The sequence below is a fragment of the Bartonella grahamii ATCC 700132 genome (genome assembly GCF_000518085.1).
Lineage (GTDB): Bacteria > Pseudomonadota > Alphaproteobacteria > Rhizobiales > Rhizobiaceae > Bartonella > Bartonella grahamii.
This window is the reverse complement of sequence record NZ_JACX01000008.1, coordinates 1-16,509: the sequence shown is the minus strand read 5'-3', so window position 1 is coordinate 16,509 and position 16,509 is coordinate 1. Positions and strand designations below refer to the sequence as shown.

Annotated in this window: 14 protein-coding genes, 1 tRNA gene and 1 pseudogene; 7 read left to right on the top strand and 9 right to left on the bottom strand. The window is 35.7% G+C overall.

Going from position 1 to position 16,509, the window contains the following annotated elements; all coding sequences use genetic code 11:
- Positions 1-584: 584 nt before the first annotated feature.
- Positions 585-1,805 (bottom strand): tetracycline resistance MFS efflux pump, encoded by a 1,221-nt coding sequence (locus U736_RS0103980; protein ID WP_015856670.1) that lies wholly within the window; start codon positions 1,803-1,805, stop codon positions 585-587.
- Positions 1,806-2,575: 770 nt separating this feature from the next.
- Here U736_RS0103980 and U736_RS0103975 point away from each other — a divergent pair.
- On the top strand, positions 2,576-3,412 hold the full coding sequence (locus U736_RS0103975; RefSeq protein WP_015856671.1) for a DUF1460 domain-containing protein: 837 nt from the start codon (positions 2,576-2,578) through the stop codon (positions 3,410-3,412).
- 1,248 nt (positions 3,413-4,660) lie between these two features.
- Here the strand turns inward: U736_RS0103975 and U736_RS0103970 are convergent.
- A complete protein-coding gene (locus tag U736_RS0103970) occupies positions 4,661-5,569 on the bottom strand; it encodes a cation diffusion facilitator family transporter (RefSeq protein ID WP_015856672.1) in 909 nt (302 codons plus the stop codon).
- A gap of 761 nt (positions 5,570-6,330) precedes the next feature.
- Here U736_RS0103970 and U736_RS0103965 point away from each other — a divergent pair.
- Positions 6,331-7,140 carry a TrmH family RNA methyltransferase gene (locus U736_RS0103965; RefSeq protein WP_015856673.1) on the top strand — a complete coding sequence of 270 codons (810 nt, stop codon included), beginning with the start codon at positions 6,331-6,333 and terminating at the stop codon, positions 7,138-7,140.
- A 272-nt stretch (positions 7,141-7,412) separates the two neighbouring features.
- Here the strand turns inward: U736_RS0103965 and mnmA are convergent, their stop codons facing one another.
- The gene (gene mnmA / locus U736_RS0103960) at positions 7,413-8,642 is read right to left on the bottom strand and encodes a tRNA 2-thiouridine(34) synthase MnmA (protein ID WP_015856674.1); all 1,230 of its coding nucleotides are present in this window, start codon (positions 8,640-8,642) and stop codon (positions 7,413-7,415) included.
- Between the two features lie 139 nt (positions 8,643-8,781).
- Positions 8,782-8,985, bottom strand: a complete 204-nt coding sequence (locus U736_RS12585) for a hypothetical protein (RefSeq protein WP_026500329.1) — start codon at positions 8,983-8,985, stop codon at positions 8,782-8,784.
- A gap of 45 nt (positions 8,986-9,030) precedes the next feature.
- Here U736_RS12585 and sciP point away from each other — a divergent pair, with 45 nt between their 5' ends.
- Positions 9,031-9,306 (top strand): CtrA inhibitor SciP, encoded by a 276-nt coding sequence (sciP, locus tag U736_RS0103950; RefSeq protein WP_015856675.1) that lies wholly within the window; start codon positions 9,031-9,033, stop codon positions 9,304-9,306.
- A 146-nt stretch (positions 9,307-9,452) separates the two neighbouring features.
- Here the strand turns inward: sciP and U736_RS0103945 are convergent, their stop codons facing one another.
- Positions 9,453-9,839 carry a hypothetical protein gene (locus U736_RS0103945; RefSeq protein WP_015856676.1) on the bottom strand — a complete coding sequence of 129 codons (387 nt, stop codon included), beginning with the start codon at positions 9,837-9,839 and terminating at the stop codon, positions 9,453-9,455.
- A 564-nt stretch (positions 9,840-10,403) separates the two neighbouring features.
- On the opposite strand from U736_RS0103945, the gene ctrA reads away from it, so the two are divergent.
- Positions 10,404-11,105, top strand: a complete 702-nt coding sequence (ctrA, locus tag U736_RS0103940; RefSeq protein ID WP_015856677.1) for a response regulator transcription factor CtrA — start codon at positions 10,404-10,406, stop codon at positions 11,103-11,105.
- A 224-nt stretch (positions 11,106-11,329) separates the two neighbouring features.
- Here ctrA and chpT read toward each other — a convergent pair whose 3' ends face one another.
- Entirely contained in the window at positions 11,330-11,968 is a 639-nt protein-coding gene (chpT, locus tag U736_RS0103935) for a histidine phosphotransferase ChpT (protein WP_015856678.1), read from the bottom strand.
- Between the two features lie 216 nt (positions 11,969-12,184).
- On the opposite strand from chpT, the gene U736_RS0103930 reads away from it, so the two are divergent.
- The gene (locus U736_RS0103930; RefSeq protein ID WP_015856679.1) at positions 12,185-12,781 is read left to right on the top strand and encodes a DUF1134 domain-containing protein; all 597 of its coding nucleotides are present in this window, start codon (positions 12,185-12,187) and stop codon (positions 12,779-12,781) included.
- A gap of 27 nt (positions 12,782-12,808) precedes the next feature.
- Positions 12,809-13,451 (top strand): annotated as a pseudogene (locus tag U736_RS12735) (hypothetical protein).
- Between the two features lie 326 nt (positions 13,452-13,777).
- On the opposite strand, the gene U736_RS0103915 reads toward U736_RS12735, so the two are convergent.
- Both U736_RS0103915 and U736_RS0103910 read right to left on the bottom strand, forming a co-directional pair.
- Positions 13,778-14,896, bottom strand: a complete 1,119-nt coding sequence (locus U736_RS0103915; protein WP_015856680.1) for a DegT/DnrJ/EryC1/StrS family aminotransferase — start codon at positions 14,894-14,896, stop codon at positions 13,778-13,780.
- Positions 14,897-14,945: 49 nt separating this feature from the next.
- Positions 14,946-15,902 carry a Gfo/Idh/MocA family protein gene (locus U736_RS0103910; protein WP_015856681.1) on the bottom strand — a complete coding sequence of 319 codons (957 nt, stop codon included), beginning with the start codon at positions 15,900-15,902 and terminating at the stop codon, positions 14,946-14,948.
- Positions 15,903-16,065: 163 nt separating this feature from the next.
- On the opposite strand from U736_RS0103910, the gene U736_RS0103905 reads away from it, so the two are divergent.
- A tRNA-Met gene (locus U736_RS0103905) sits at positions 16,066-16,142 on the top strand.
- Positions 16,143-16,336: 194 nt separating this feature from the next.
- Here the strand turns inward: U736_RS0103905 and U736_RS11760 are convergent.
- Positions 16,337-16,509 (bottom strand): DnaB-like helicase C-terminal domain-containing protein (locus tag U736_RS11760; RefSeq protein WP_280939966.1); only part of this gene is annotated, 173 nt, incomplete at its 5' end.

Here is a 16,509-nt window from a genome sequence, read left to right as displayed (position 1 = left end):
TTATATTCTTTATTGGCACTATCATGAAATTAGCGCAAACACATTGAAAGCTATTCCTTCAAATAAGTATTAGATTCACAATACAATTTTAAGCATTCTATTTTGCATGAGAAGCATAATTCCTATTAAAGAATAAAAAAACTAAAGTGTGAGACCATGCAACAAATCTCTACTTTTAAAAAGATATTACCGTAGATGGTTTTGAAAGCTGTAAAGCCGAATAAAAAAGTGATGGCAAAACAGGAAACGGTTTTTCAATTTTACAACTTTATATTCTTCCAAAATGAGTTTTTTTGATTCCAGAGGTGATGCAAACAAATATACGCAATATTTTACTTCCAACTTGCCATATAAAATTTGGAATTGTTTGCACAGTACTAATACATCTAACGCAGATACATTTTAATCTTTGTTTTCAATATGCTGCTGCATTAGCACTGAATATTAATTTGCAAGCAACAGAAAAAATACGGACTCTACTATACAAACAATATCACAAAAAACTTTTTACCTATAAAATGATGCATTTTGTTTATCTTGTGCATTCTTTAGCAAAATAGTACGTACCAGCTCTCCTCAACAAATTAACGTACCCGCAAGACAAAAATAACTGTCGCAACGACAAGAAGAAAAAAGCCTCCAACAAAAGGAGCACCAGAAAAATAAAACTGTGCATTTTTATCTGTAAAACATTCAAAAAGAAACACATAAAAAACAGAACCAAATATTAAACTTAACGAAATAACAGATGTCATCGCTCCTTGCAGTTCTCCTTGTACATTTGTTGGTACCTGCGCTGAAGCAATAGCACGTATAGGTGCATGAACAAGATATTCAAGCATTGTACACGCACAAACCATATAAACCATCCACCCCTGCGTTGCGAATGTATAGCCTAGCATAGCAACGGAGGCAAACAAAAGCCCCACTATAACAATATGCCAATCACTCCATCGTTTAGAAAAATAAGGCAAAATGAGAGCAACTACAATAAATTGGCCTATCCCAAAAACACTATAGGAGAGCCCAATAGAAAAAGAACTCCAATCATAGCGTTCTTTTGCAATGAAAGACCAAATGCTTAACCATACAGATTCCGCAAACCAATAAAGAAAAAAGACCAATAACACCCAAAGAACCATCGGATATTGTTTCAGGTGCCAAAAAGCACCTAAGGGATTTGCCCGCTTAATATCAAAAAAGCGCCTATTCCATAGAGAAAGAGTTTCTGGAAGCATAAGCCAAGAAAAAATAAAATTAATGAGTGAAAAACCAGCAGCAAAATAAAACGGAATACGCGGACCAAACTGACCTAAAAAACCACCAATAAACGATCCTAAAATAAACCCCAATGCGGATGCAACGCCTAACAGACCAAAATTGCGTGTACGGGTTTTATCATCGGATATATCCGCAAGATAAGCTGTACAAGTTGCAAAACTAGCACCACTCATCCCTGACAAAAGACGCCCGATAAATAACATAGAATAACTCCATGCTATAGCACATATGAGGTTATCAAGAGCAAAGCAGATAATAGAGAGAAGCAAAATAGGACGACGACCATAACGATCAGAAAGATTGCCAATAACAGGAGCAAACAAAAACTGCATCACTGAATAAGCTGCAAGTAATTTTCCTCTTTCTACAAAAGATGTACTGACATCTTTTCCAGTTAATTGAGAAAAATATTCAGGCAAAACAGGACAAATAATCGCAATGCCAAGAATATCTAACAATAAAGTGATGAACACTAAAACGAGCCCACGCTGAACAAAATTCGGATTGAGCATTTGGTCTTGCATAACATACACACTATTTTACGCATACAATTACTCCCCCGCTATCTTTTTACTCCCTTTTCCTTTTAAAAGTATTCTATACCATATACTTGTCACATATAAAATAATAACAAAGTAAAAATTTAAGTAAGAGTCAAGATAAAAATATAAAATTACATTTTAATTAGTATATCTTTAATTGATATATCATTGTCAAAGCATAAAAATATTTTTTTGCATTATACGAATAAAATATTTGTGCGACCAACTCATAAACAAAATTTCATGAAACACAGAGTATTTCCAATAGTTTTAGAGACATTATGATGGATTTTATCAGACATCATTTCCTCTTTTCATACCACCGTTTTCAGGAATCTCAATTCCATTTGATACGTTAGATATCCTCTAGCAATTGAAATCTTTTATAATGATAAGCTCTTAAAAATTTTTCTCACCCTCAGAATGTGCTATAAGGTTAAAGCAGCATCACCCGAACAGCTTAACAACATAAAAAGCTCATCATATTTTTAAAAGTATTTATCTGACAATCATTTTATTTAAAAAATAAGTATATTATAGAGAAATATTCTTTGATTCTATAATCTTAGAAACTATTCATATTGCTTGCAATTTGTGTAACCTTAAAAACCATGATTATATCTTTATATTCATTGATGCTCTTAATGATTATATGCTACCGTTAAATCTAATGATAATCATGATACGCATTTAAAAATAGCACTTTTAGAAATAGTTAGTCATGAATTGTTAATGCAAAAATGGTGTATAGAATGCGAAAAATATCCCTATTAGTTCTCATTTTAATATTGGTAACAGGATGTGATGTTCAGGATTCTGATTCACAAGAGAGTATTTTAGGAAACAAAATAGAAACACAACAAACAACCAACGTAAACCTAGATCCCTATACTCTAAATAAATTAAATGCTCTTCTCAAAAAACGTTCAGAAACAAATTATCAGGAAAAAGGGGCAGTAATTGACTTTCTTTCTGAAGCTTTTTTAGGGACACCTTACCAAGCAAATATGTTACATGGCTCAGAAAATACACCAGAAAAACTGATTATTGATTTTAGAGGCTTAGATTGCTTCACTTATCTGGATTATGTTGAAGCATTGCGCAAATCAACATCCCAAACAGAATTCATAAATAACGTCATAAAAACGCGTTATATTAAAGGTAATGTTCATTTTTTAAATCGCAAACATTTTTTTACAGACTGGGCTTATAGAGAATATAAACTCGCCACTGATATTACCGCTGAAATAAGTCCCCATGCGGTAAAAATAGAAAAATATCTCAACAAAAAAGCTGATGGTGGAAGCTATCTACCTGGGTTGCCAGTTGTGAAACGCACGATAACATATATTCCAAGCAACTTTATTAATGAGGAGGTTATAGGTCGTTTACAGTCTGGTGATTTTATTGGTATTTATACAAAACTTGCTGGATTGGATGTAACACACGTGGGCTTCTTTATCATGACAGATAAAGGTCCAATGTTAAGAAATGCTTCTTCACGAAAAGCAAACGAAAAAGTCGTTGATTCTCCTTTTATGGATTATGTTGCAAAAACACCAGGAATCATTGTTTTAAGAGCTCTTTAATAACATCATAGTGATATGAAATATCTTCTCTATTCTTAAAATATATACTGTAGTTATTCAGGTAAACATCTAACTTCGTTTATAGGTATGATAAAATCACTTGTGACGAAATCACAGATTTGTGATCACTTTTACTGGTTAAACGATAAAGACAGGCAAAATTCTACTATAGTATCACGCTTTCCTTTCATATTCTCAACCAAGAGTTATCTATAGATAACCGCTAATCTGATCTTTACGAATATAACGCAAAAGACATAAACGAACGTTTGTAAAAATAAGTAAAAGTAAAGCCAGATATGTTTGGTTGTTGTCTCATAAAGTATTTTATAAAAATTCGATCTATCTCTCTAATTTATTGTGTATAAATTTTTGACTTTATAGCATTATTTTCCTCATAAAGTCTTTGCTTTTTCTTGTTGTCTATACATTAAAATAGCTCTGATATAGCAGCATATTTATGATTAGGATGCACCAGTACTGTACGCGTCATTGTAAAATTTTTGATGCTAGATTGAAATCAAAATATGAAGGCATCAATTAAAAACCAGTATCTATCTTTAGCATCATTCTTTAGTCCAGCTTTGCGATTTTCTAAAGCAACGACAATAATATCCTTTAAAGAGTAGAGATATGAGCATTATTTTTTGTTTTTTCATTCTTTAATGAGTCCCCTATCCTTCATGCAATAAAGAACACTTAAAACAGAACACATTTTATCGATAGAATAACACATTTATTAGCAACAATAATGATTGATCTATGATCACAAACTTTAAAATTCTATTCATAACTTTTATATAAAATTTATAATATATAAAATTTATAATTAAATCTCATTAAACTTATTACGAAAGCTTCATTCTTCTTTGCCCTAAGAAACGAAACATCTACTCCCAACAGTCTGTAAACAATCCGTTCTCTTAAGTGAATTTAAGCGGCTAACCATTTCATGAGATTCACTTACACAAGAATACATCGGCAAGCCCTATTTTGAATATTTACTCCACACTCTAAAAACACTTAATAGATCAAATTTTATATGCCTTATCTCCCCCCACCTTAAATGACAGTATTTTAACGAAATAGAATAAATCTTGCCTTAAATACTCTGTTTAACCTTTTATAATTGATTGATGCAAAAATTAAATCAACGAAAGAGATTCATTGTATTTTCGAGAGGTATGAATCGCCCCATCATAAAAAACAATCTCCATAACATGACAGGAAATTTGAAAAAAAATCTTTTTATATAAAAGGTACCACCGTTGTACCGGGAGGCAATTTTGCCTCATCTTCAGGCTCGACATGAATAGAAATACGCACATTATCAAATTCTTTTTGAAGAACACCTTCGATTTTATCACAAATTTTATGTGCTTCTCCTACCTGCATTACAGCAGGCACAACCAAATGAAACTCTATAAAAGTAACCCTCCCAGCAACACGCGTTCGTAAATCATGAACCTCAAGCGCACCAGATGCATTTGCAGAAATCAGCTCCCGAATCCGCATGCTTTCATTCAATTCAACGCCGACATCCATTAACCCCTGAACAGCATTTCTAATCACCTTCCATCCCTGCAAGAGAATATTAACGGCAACGATTATCGCTAAAATTGGATCTAAAACTCCCCATCCTCCTACAAAACCAGCAATCAGACCAATTAAAATTGCAAGCGAAGTAAAAACATCTGTTATAAAATGGACTCCATCAGCTTTAAGAGCCGGTGAGCGATGATGTTTTCCCTGCCAAATAAGGACCATTCCCCACATACAATTTATAACAGTTGCAATAAGATGAATAACAAGCCATATTCCAGGCTTCTGCAATAATTGAACGGTAGAAAGAGCTATCCATGCTTCTCTTAAAATAACAATTGCCGCAATAATAATGAGTATCCCTTCAAGAATTGCGGAAAAATATTCTGCTTTATGATGCCCAAAGGGATGATCCTGATCCGCTGGCTTCATACTCACTTTAACAGCCCACCATGCTGCCAATGACGCAAGAATATTAACTATTGATTCCAATGCATCAGAATAAAGTGCAACCGAACCTGTGATGTGATATGCCCAATATTTCAAAGCAAAAACAATACACGCAATAAAAATAGAGTATAAAGTTAAGCTTTGTATATTGATTTTTACATCCATGAACCTCATCCTTTTCTTCACGAAATAAGGGATTAATATTTTCAACCATATAATTATACTTTTGGCATATCGACAATATTTCCTCAATATTACAGAAGCTTCAGCATACAATAAACGCTTCAGCTCACATTATTATCGTAAAAACTGCTCAGTTACACGAATAGAATCAATAAAGGAAGAAGAGAGGAACAGAATAAACAAAGAGCTTTCCCAAGAGCAATCAAACACATCACCTTCATTATTAATCGTTTTCTGAATAACTTAAAGCCATCTCACATCTCATAAATGAAAAACTTTTTTGCTCAAATGTATCAAGATCATGCATTATTTTTCAGTCTTATGATGCGCATTATAACCCATCTATAAGCCATCTTTGCACCTTAGAAAAATATCTTAGCACTCTACTGTAACCTTACAGGTCAACCGCATTTTAAAATATGATTTACTAAAAAATTGAGATATAAAAAAGAAGAACAGTGATACCCTCAAAAAAAGAATCTGGGCATTGGGGACCCAGATTCTTTTCCCTTAGAAATTAAGGGCATACAGAACTTGGGAAATAGCGGGGACCCAAGACACTGCACCCGATACGAGAAAAATATATGATTCCGTACCAGTATTTTTATATTATACCTATGGTTGTATATTGTCAACATAAATTCTACCATAAGTTTTAAAATAATGTTTTTTTATCTCTTTTTTTTAAATAAAATAAATTCTAACATCTGGAAATCATAAGAAAAAAGCACTAAAAATCTCGCATGCATTTGAATATCATAACAATCAATAAAACAGATGATCCACGCCTAAAAGCCTATCATAATATCCGTGAAAAAGATCTTGTTGGACGGCAACATCAATTTATTGCTGAAGGCAAAGTAACATTGTCCGCTTTACTGCACTCGAAAGATTTTTCTGCCATCTCACTGCTCATCGTAGCAAACCGTCTCTCTGGACTTCTACCGCTTTTAGAAAAAACACAGCCTCTATGTCCCATTTATTGTGTTCCACAAAAAGTCATGGATAATATCACCGGCTTCCATGTTCATCGTGGTGTTCTGGGTATTGGTAAACGCAAAACACTGCCATCCTTACAAAGTTTTCTACAACATCTTCCAGAAAAAGCTTTGATTCTTGTTTTATGTGGTATCTCGAATCACGATAATATGGGATCAATTTTTCGTAATGCAGCAGCCTTTGCCAGTAATGGCATTATTGTCGACAAAACCTCATGCGATCCACTTTATCGTAAATCAATAAGAGTTTCTGCCGGCGCTGCTTTAAAAGTACCCTATACGCAAAACGCTGATATAAATGACATTATAGCTGCTCTAAAGGATAAAAACTTTCATCTTTATGCACTCTCCCCTTCTGCTTCACACACTCTCAAGCAAGCCAACAAAACTAAAAGAATGGCACTTATTTTTGGAACAGAAGGCGATGGCTTACCGACCCATATACTACAACAATCAAAAACTTTACGTATTCCCATGACTAACGGTTTTGACAGCCTTAATGTTGCCACAGCCTCAGGTATTGCACTTGCCCATTTTATCAACTTTGACCACTAAAAATGATAACACTTTAAGTTGTAAAACATATCCGATGTTGTATGTTATCCATCAGTCCCAATAATGTTGCTGTTCCCTAGCATTTGAAAGCATTGATTAAAAAACATTTTATATTTTTCTTATCAATGCTTTCCACACCCTAACCCCGCTCATGACGTGCAAAAGACATAATTTTGATGGATCCAATCATAAAACAAACTCTCAATGAAAAAACCTTCTGGAAGTCTCTCATTCAAGTTTAAGGTTAAAAATTATCGTTATAAATCAATTGACTATGTTTTATGAAGCTGTTGTTTTAGTTCAGAGGAAACAGAATCTTTTGTTTCGAGATTACATAAAACGCGCTTCAACATCATTTCAGTATCGGCCGCACGTTCTGAATGTGTTACAAATCCTCCCCCAAGAATACGCGCCTCATGACCATTTCCATCATAAAGAACGCAAGCTTGCCCTGGTGCCACACCATTTTCACATTCCAATAAATCAACGGAAAAAATACCTTCTTTATAATGTAAGCGCGCAAGGTGAGGAGGACGCGTTGAACGCACCTTTACAGCTACCTCAATACCTTGAGAAGGAAATTTATCTAACGACTCATCACCAAGCCAATTCACATCACGTAAAAAAAGCTTATGCGTTTCTAACATTTCACGCGGTCCAACAATAACACGTGCATTTTCCACATCGAGATAAACTACATAAAGCGCTTCACCCGTTGACACCCCAATACCACGACGTTGACCAACCGTATAATTAACAATTCCCGAATGTTTACCTAAAATCTTTCCATCAATATGGACAATAACGCCAGGATTAGCGGCTTCTGGGCGCAGTTTTGCGATAACATCTGAATATTTTCCTTGTGGAACAAAACAAATATCCTGACTATCATGCTTATTGGCAACCACAAATCCCATTTCTGCTGCCATTTCACGAACGCGGGCTTTTGGAAGGTCACCAAGTGGAAAACGCAAATAATCAATCTGTTCTTGTGTCGTTGCAAAGAGAAAATAACTCTGATCACGATCATTATCGAGAGGACGAAAGAGTGCTCGATGCGCTCCGTGGGAACGCGAACGAATATAATGTCCCGTAGCCAAAGCATCTGCCCCCAATTCACGTGCTGTTGCTAATAAATCAGCAAACTTAACCGTTTGATTACATGCAATACATGGTACTGGTGTCTCTCCATGAGCATAGCTTTCTGCAAAAGGGTCAATAACAGCTTCGCGAAAACGCTTTTCATAATCAAGAACATAATGCGGTATTCCTAATGTTTCTGCTACGCGGCGAGCATCCTCAATATCTTGTCCTGCACAACATGCCCCCACCCGATGCGTTGCTGCCCCGTGATCATAAAGCTGCAACGTAATGCCAATAACATTATACCCTTCCTTTTTCAAAAGACCTGCAACAACCGATGAATCAACCCCTCCCGACATTGCAACAACAATGCGAGAATCCTCAGGTTGTCCTGGTAAATCAAGACTGTTTAAAAACATGTATTCATTCTCTATTTAATGCTCTGTTTAATGGCTACCCATATGTTAACATTTTGATGTACGCTCTTCAGCACTTTTACACGATTGATTGTCTTTATATTGTTTTTTTATCTTTTCCACAACCATAGGCATTACTTTCTTAAAGGCTGCTGCAAACAAAAAAAGAATGATAGAAATAAGGCATAATGGCAATCGTTTGGGAGAAAACCTTTTTTGCTCTTTTTAAAATCTGAAAAATATTACAAGAAGCTCTTCTACACACTTCACTTAAGCTTCTTTTTACGTTCCCAATCACTTTATTAATTTTTTCTTTCAGCGTGTTTAGCTCTTTTTTAAATTTCATGCTCTATAAACGAATCAAGTCCTTGACTAAAGGTAGAGGATACGAATGACCAATTTGATAAAAACACAAATGAAATATGTTATTGGGCCAGATGGAAGTCCGCTTACAATTGCCGACCTACCGCCGCAAACAACACGACGCTGGGTGATTCGTCGCAAAGCTGAAGTTGTTGCGGCTGTCAGAGGTGGATTGTTAAGTCTTGACGAAGCGTGCCAACGTTATACTTTGACTGTAGAAGAATTTCTTTCATGGCAAAGTTTGATCGATGAACACGGTTTAGCGGGATTACGAACGACCAAGATTCAAAACTACAGGCATTAAATTGCCATTGATTACGATTCGATAACATAAAAAAACTTATAAAACAGCCAAATTTGATAAAAATTTGGCTGTTTTATACTATACCCAAAAGATAAATCTAAAAGAATGGATTTTTCAATAATTGCTTTTATCATCCAACCGTTAAATTAGCCAACCATTGAATTAGATTGAATCAAAATATCCTCATCATCCGCAGCAATCTTCTTTTCTCGTGCTTCCAAAAGCTGTGCACGTTGCAGCTCTGTATTAGCTTCATGGAGAGCAATTTCAGCGTTTGTTTTTTGAAGCTGTAAATCACGAATTGAATTGATCAGATTATCACGTCTTTGCCGCGCTGCACGCGCAAAAGCAGAATAAGCAAAATGGTGAACATCATTGTTTCCAGATTTACGTTCTTCATGAGTAATCTGTGCTTCCAGCTCTAACACCATTCGTTCAAATTCTGCGATCATCATCTCAAGCTGTGCAATTTCACGGCGTTTTCCACGCACTTGAAACATCCTCAATCGCACCATATTTTCTCGTGGCTTCATACTCACTACTCCTTGATTGCGCCAACTCAAAACTCGCATTTACACCCAATAAATATCTTTTAGTTATATGTCTATCCGACAAAAACAGTCTATTGACTTGAAATTATAATAATTTTCGCCTTTCATTAAAGCGTCTGAAAATACAATCTGCTTTAAAGAGCAATAACTATTTCTTTACTTTTCCCCACATTATAAAATGAAGAGATTTAAAGCTCAGTAAACAAACACTGAAATTGTAAAAAAGTAATTTATAATGCTCTTTTACAATTTTTTTTAAGTTAAAGTTTATAGAAAAAGCCCTTCTTTTTTATTATGTTAAAAAATATGCGATTTTTCTAAAATAATTTTGTAGCCTCTTTCAAAAATAAAAATATTTTGTTAACCACTATCATGGATAGTGGGGAATTTAGTAGTGATTGTTACGCGTACTACTGAAATATACATAAACACTTTGTTATAAGTGTTTGATTTCATGAATTGTTTTTATAACAGTGGCTTTGCTAACTGATTATAAAATAGAAATGCTCCTTATGATTCGTGAAGGAGCGAAGTGAGGGATCTAAAATGCGCGTATTATTAATTGAAGATGATAGAGCAGTTACTCAAAGCATTGAGTTAATGTTAAAGTCAGCTAACTTTAATGTTTATATCACTGATCTGGGTGAAGAAGGTATCGATTTAGGAAAACTCTATGATTATGATATCATTTTGCTTGATCTGAATTTGCCTGACATGTCAGGGTATGATGTCTTGCGGACTCTAAGGTTGGCAAAAATAAAAACTCCTGTCCTAATCCTTTCTGGTATGAATGCCATTGAAGACAAGGTCCGTGGTTTTGGCTTTGGAGCTGACGACTATATGACAAAGCCTTTTCATAAGGATGAGCTCATTGCACGTATCCATGCAGTTGTTCGTCGTTCTAAAGGACATGCACAATCGGTTATTGTTACCGGTGATCTCACTGTTAACCTTGATGCAAAAACCGTCGAAGTTGCAGGGCGCCCCGTTCATTTAACCGGAAAAGAGTATCAAATGCTAGAGCTTCTCTCTTTACGCAAAGGCACCACCCTTACCAAGGAAATGTTTCTCAATCATCTCTATGGTGGAATGGATGAACCAGAACTAAAGATTATCGATGTTTTTATCTGTAAATTGCGGAAAAAATTGGAAGCAGTCTCTTCTAGTGTAAATTACATTGATACAGTTTGGGGACGTGGTTATGTATTACGTGATCCAGTTGAAGAGAACGTACGAAAAACCGCTTAAGCAATGAACATGCACTTTGTAAAATCTCGGAGTGTAGCGGGCCGAGATTTTTTCCCGAGATCTGTTCTCTGTTAAAAGTAGAAAACTCGCACACCAAGAATCTCATATAGAAAGCGCTTAAAGCTTAAGAAGTAACCACACAGAATTTACATATATAACCCTATTGCTCATAAGTTCAATCGAAGCCACTTTTCCCAACACGGCTTAAGCGCTTCTCTCTTATTTCAAAGCTTTTTTACACTTTCTAAAACAATACAATGATCATTTTCATCAATATTTATTTTCATCTCTGTCATCTGAGAAAGTAACATTGTGTAATAAAATTGGATGACATGTGCATCAATAAGCTCTTCTTGAACTTCTCCACGAAATAACGCAAGAAAATGAGGGGGTATACGGAGAGTTTTACCGAAAACCTCAAATCGAAAAGAGCGTTTATTTTCTTCTTGCAAAATCATAACAACAATTTCACCACCACGAGAAACTGTTGCGTTTGCAATCAATAATAAATTAAGCAAAAGTTTAACTTCATCTTTTGGTAACAATAAAGAAGAAGCTTGCCATTTTAAAGTTGCTTTTTCTTCTTTCATATATTGTTGAGCAACCTGCTCTGCAGCCCGTGTATCTATTTGTCCTCCACTTGCACCAGCAAAACCAAAAGCCAATCGCGCAAATTGTAGACGTGCAGCAGCACTCGCAACGGATAAACGCACCAATTGTAAAGCATCTTCTTCAGCTCCTCCTTCATCATAAAGCTCCATTGCATTTTGAATAGCCCCCACAGGTGAGATCAAATCATGGCAAATACGACTACAAAGCAAAGCAGCAAGATCCGTAGGATTCAAAGAAATATCTAACGTCATAATGATTGAAAACTCCTAGATTCAAAAAAACAAACTTTATTTTAAAGAAAAACTCTTAATATCTGATGCATAATAGGAAACATTAACAATCATGCTAAAAAAAATTCAGAAATAAATTCAAGAATTTAAATAACCTTATATCTTATTTTTTATTTGAATAGAATGAAAATTCTAATATTATCTTTTTGTTTATCACTAATAAAAGGAGAAAACTTCATGGCTCTCTCTCTGCTCAAATACTGGTACAAAAATATTATATCTTTAATCCTCCTTTTATTCATCACCATAAACACTGCACATGCTCAACTACAACCAATAGAGCAAAACGAACCCCATTATTCACTCCAAGAAATTATTGATTCTGGTCATCTTTTTTTTGGAAAAACAGCTAGTGGTCTGGCTGTTGCAATTCAAAATATTTTTTCACAATACGGTTATCCCAATGCCTATATTTTAGGAGAAGAAGCTTCTGGTGCCTTTTTTGCTGGATTAACCTATGGCGAAGGAAAGGTTTTTACCAAAAGCTATGGTCAACATAAAGTTTTTTGGCAAGGTCCCTCAGTAGGATGGGATTTTGGTGGCCAAGGCTCCCGTTTAATGATCTTAGTTTACAACCTTAATAGCATAAATAATTTATGGAAACGCTATGGTGGTATTTCAGGTTCGGCCTATTTAATTGCAGGTGTTGGTTTTCATGTCCTCAAATACCATAATACCTTGTTAATCCCAATACGTACAGGAATCGGCGCACGCCTTGGTATCAATATAGGATATTTAAAATTAACACCTAGACCGACATGGAATCCGTTTTAAACGTATTCTTATTTGAAAAGGGGTATTATGCTTATTCAATCGTTTCTTTTTTTTATTCTTGGAGTTGCTTTCACTTCTTGGGTACTGGTGCTTTTGTCTCCTTTTATTTGGCGTAAAGCCGTTCATTTTGCGTATAAAGATGTTTGTGCGCAAATGCCATTATCACTCGCGGAAATAGAAGCAAATCAAGATTTTCTTCGTGCACAACATGCTGTAGAATTAGCAAACAACCAACAAAAGTACGAGTTTTTGCAAAAAAAATACGCCCAACAAAAAATACAACTGAGCCAAATAACAGAACAATTTTATCGGCTATGCCTCCCCACACAAGACACTCTCACCAAAGAAGCGATAGCAATCAAACAAAATATCGCCACAATACACACTTTCAAAGGAAAGAAAAATGATGCGTGAAAAAATCGCACACTATCAGCAACGTTTACAAAAAATCCAAACTCATGAGCTTGACACGACTGCTAACCACCAATTGCTGGAAGAACTCCGTGAAGAAACAAAAGAACTTGCAGCAACATTGGCAGCTCAAATAGCGCTACAAGAGGGGAATACATCACCCATCAATACATTGATTCAAAAATCAAAAAGCAAAAATGACCTCGCATCACGTATTCGCAAAAAAATCACTTGTCTCTCCAAAAGCCCCGTTAAATAAGTTATCTTTTAAAACACCTTGAATGAAGAGTAAAACCAACAAAGGTTCATTGTAACTTTCATAACCCAAATCCTTTTTATTAAACGTGACTTTCTTGCTAAGCTAAAGGACAAGGTTTCTTAACCCATACCATTCTGTTAAAAGGCATCTTCTTGTCTAGCAGATTCCACTTGCTAATCATATCACCGCCCTAAAGGACAACATTTCATAGGTCCTAGAAAGCAAATAATACCAAAAACATTGGTCACACACTCTAACAAAAGGTAACTTCTAAGATGAGTCACCAATAGAGCTTTGACCATAATTTTAAGGATAAAAATACGCTCTCAAGAGTGATAAAAATCTCTTATTTTTTGGATAATCATATCCTGATCCGTTTGTGTCAAGTAAGGATGCATTGGTAAACTTAAAACACACTCTCCTAAAGACTCTGAAACAGAAAGGGAATCTTTTATATAAGGAAAGTGTTTATAAGCTGGCTGTTGATGTAAAGGAGTTTTATAATAAATCATTGTAGGGATAGAATTTTTTTGTAAAAAATCTTTTAATTTATCACGTTCTTTTACCTTAATCGTATATTGTGCATAAGCAGAACGAATATTTTCTCCTATTTCTGGAACTGTAACAATATCTCTTAAGCCATTGGAATAGCGTTGAGCAATTTCTACACGCTTTTCCATTTCATCTTCAAAGATCGCAAACTTTTCTAGTAAAATTGCAGCCTGAATGCTATCTAAGCGCGAATTCATGCCAATACGTACATTATCATATTGCGTTTCACCTTTACCATGAAACAAAATAGAGCGTAAAAGTTCTGCAAAATGATCATCATTGGTCATCATAGCGCCTCCATCGCCATAACATCCTAATGGTTTTGCAGGATAAAAACTTGTAGCAGCCACATCACCAAAAGCACCGCACATAGTATTACCGCTTCTTCCACCCATAGATTGAGCAGCATCTTCAATTACAAAAAGATTTTCCTTTGCTGCCACTTGAGCAATTTGCACATAGTCAGCAGAAAGCCCAAATAAATCAACAGCAATAATAGCCTTTGGCTTTAAACCTCCCTCTTTTTTTACCATTTCGATAGCGTGAGAAAGTTTTTCAACATCAATATTGAATGTATCAGGTAAAACATCAACAAAAACAGGCTTAGCCCCCACTAAAGCAACCACTTCAGCCGTTGCTGAAAATGTAAAACTAGGACAAAACACAGCATCCCCTGGACCAATATTTTTAGCCATAAGAGGCATCTTCAAAGCATCTGTTCCATTAGCACATGCAATCACATGTTTAACGCCGAGATATTCTGCCAATTTCTCTTCAAATTCTGTTACTTCTGGTCCCAAAATATACTTACCACTAGCGACCACATGTGCAATTGCAGAATTAATTTTATCTTCAATACGCGCACGCTGCGCCCCAAGGTCGATGAATTGCATATTAACTCCATTGATCATCACAAGAATGCAAAAGCGCTACCTATCTCTTTTATCTATCATAATTGACACCAGCAGCTGTTAAAATCCGTAAAACCGCAATAGCATCATCACCATTTGTACGAGGTGATTGACGCGTTTCAATACAATGAAGAAAGTGCCGTAATTCGCAAGTAAGCGGCAAATCTTCACAAACATCAATATAATTCAGCTCATCCATGCTAAAAGCCCACTCTTGATTTTCTTTCCAAACGGCAAAATGGTGCATTGCCAATTTACGGCTCCACGGTTCCATATCATCAAAAACGAGCATAGCTTTTGTTCCAACAACAGTTAAACGTCTCTCACGATAAGAACTCAAGCGTGAAGTAAAAAGATGACTACGCACACCATTTGGAAAAGTCATATGAATATGAGAAAAATCAGAAATCTGATCAACGACAGCAGCCCCCTCACCGCGAATTTCGGAAGGTTCACACCCTGTCAACGCCAAAATCATTGAGAGATCATGAGGCGCAAGATCCCATAAAGCATCGCTGTGTGTGTGAAATTTCCCAAAGCCTAATCTATGAGAATAAATATATCGCACATCTCCCACTTCTCCATTTTTCACCAATTCACACATTTTTTCAAAAGCCGGATGAAAACGTAAAATATGGCCCACCATAAAAACTCGCTCATAAGCCTCAGCCTCCTGAACTTGGCGTTTAGCATCAGAAACATTCAAGGCTATTGGTTTTTCCACCAAAACATCTTTACCATTTTTAACAGCACGGAGCACATTTTGCGTATGCAATTGTGGCGGCAGTGCTAATACCAGCGCATCAATATCTCGATGCGTAAAAAGATCATCTGGTGTAACAAGCTCTACACCATACATCGTTGCAAAACTAGCAGCACGATCATTATCAATATCAGAGACTGCTGCCAAAGCCCCGAGAGAGTGGAGTGTCCGTATATGATTTTCACCCCAATGACCGCATCCTAAAACCGCTACACGTGGCACCATTTTCATGCCTTACCTTACTTTATCATATAAAATTACACTTTTACATATCGAGGATAAAATAGAATGACAAGAGAAAAGCTTAAAAACGATGCTTGACATCTTACTATTCTACCCCTTATATCCGCAAAAGATGTAATTCTTTACAATTATGATTGCTTATTTTGGCGGAGTAGCTCAGTAGGTTAGAGCAGAGGAATCATAATCCTTGTGTCGGGGGTTCAAATCCCTCCTCCGCTACCATTACTTTTTTTGTTGTGTAGTTTTAGCTTATTTGTAGCTGTAGCTTGTGTAGCTTGCCAGCAGGTTTTGTATAATTTGCCACTAGGTTTTGTACCAATTTATTTTTTCTCAAAGAGTTTTAAAGATGTTCTCAAAGGGTCTTCAAATGCCTTTCAAAGGGTATTTAAAGCTCCCTTTAACGCATTTTTCTGCTCCTATTTTTCCAAATCACTAAAGCGTGTAAAATCCGATTGAAATGCCAGTGGGACGATTCCTGTCGGACCATGGCGTTGTTTTGCTATAATAACCTCAGCTTTGCCCTTGGCTTGCTCCATTGCCTCTTGCCATTTGCTATACTCAGCAGTGCCTTCTTTGGGTTCTTCATTTT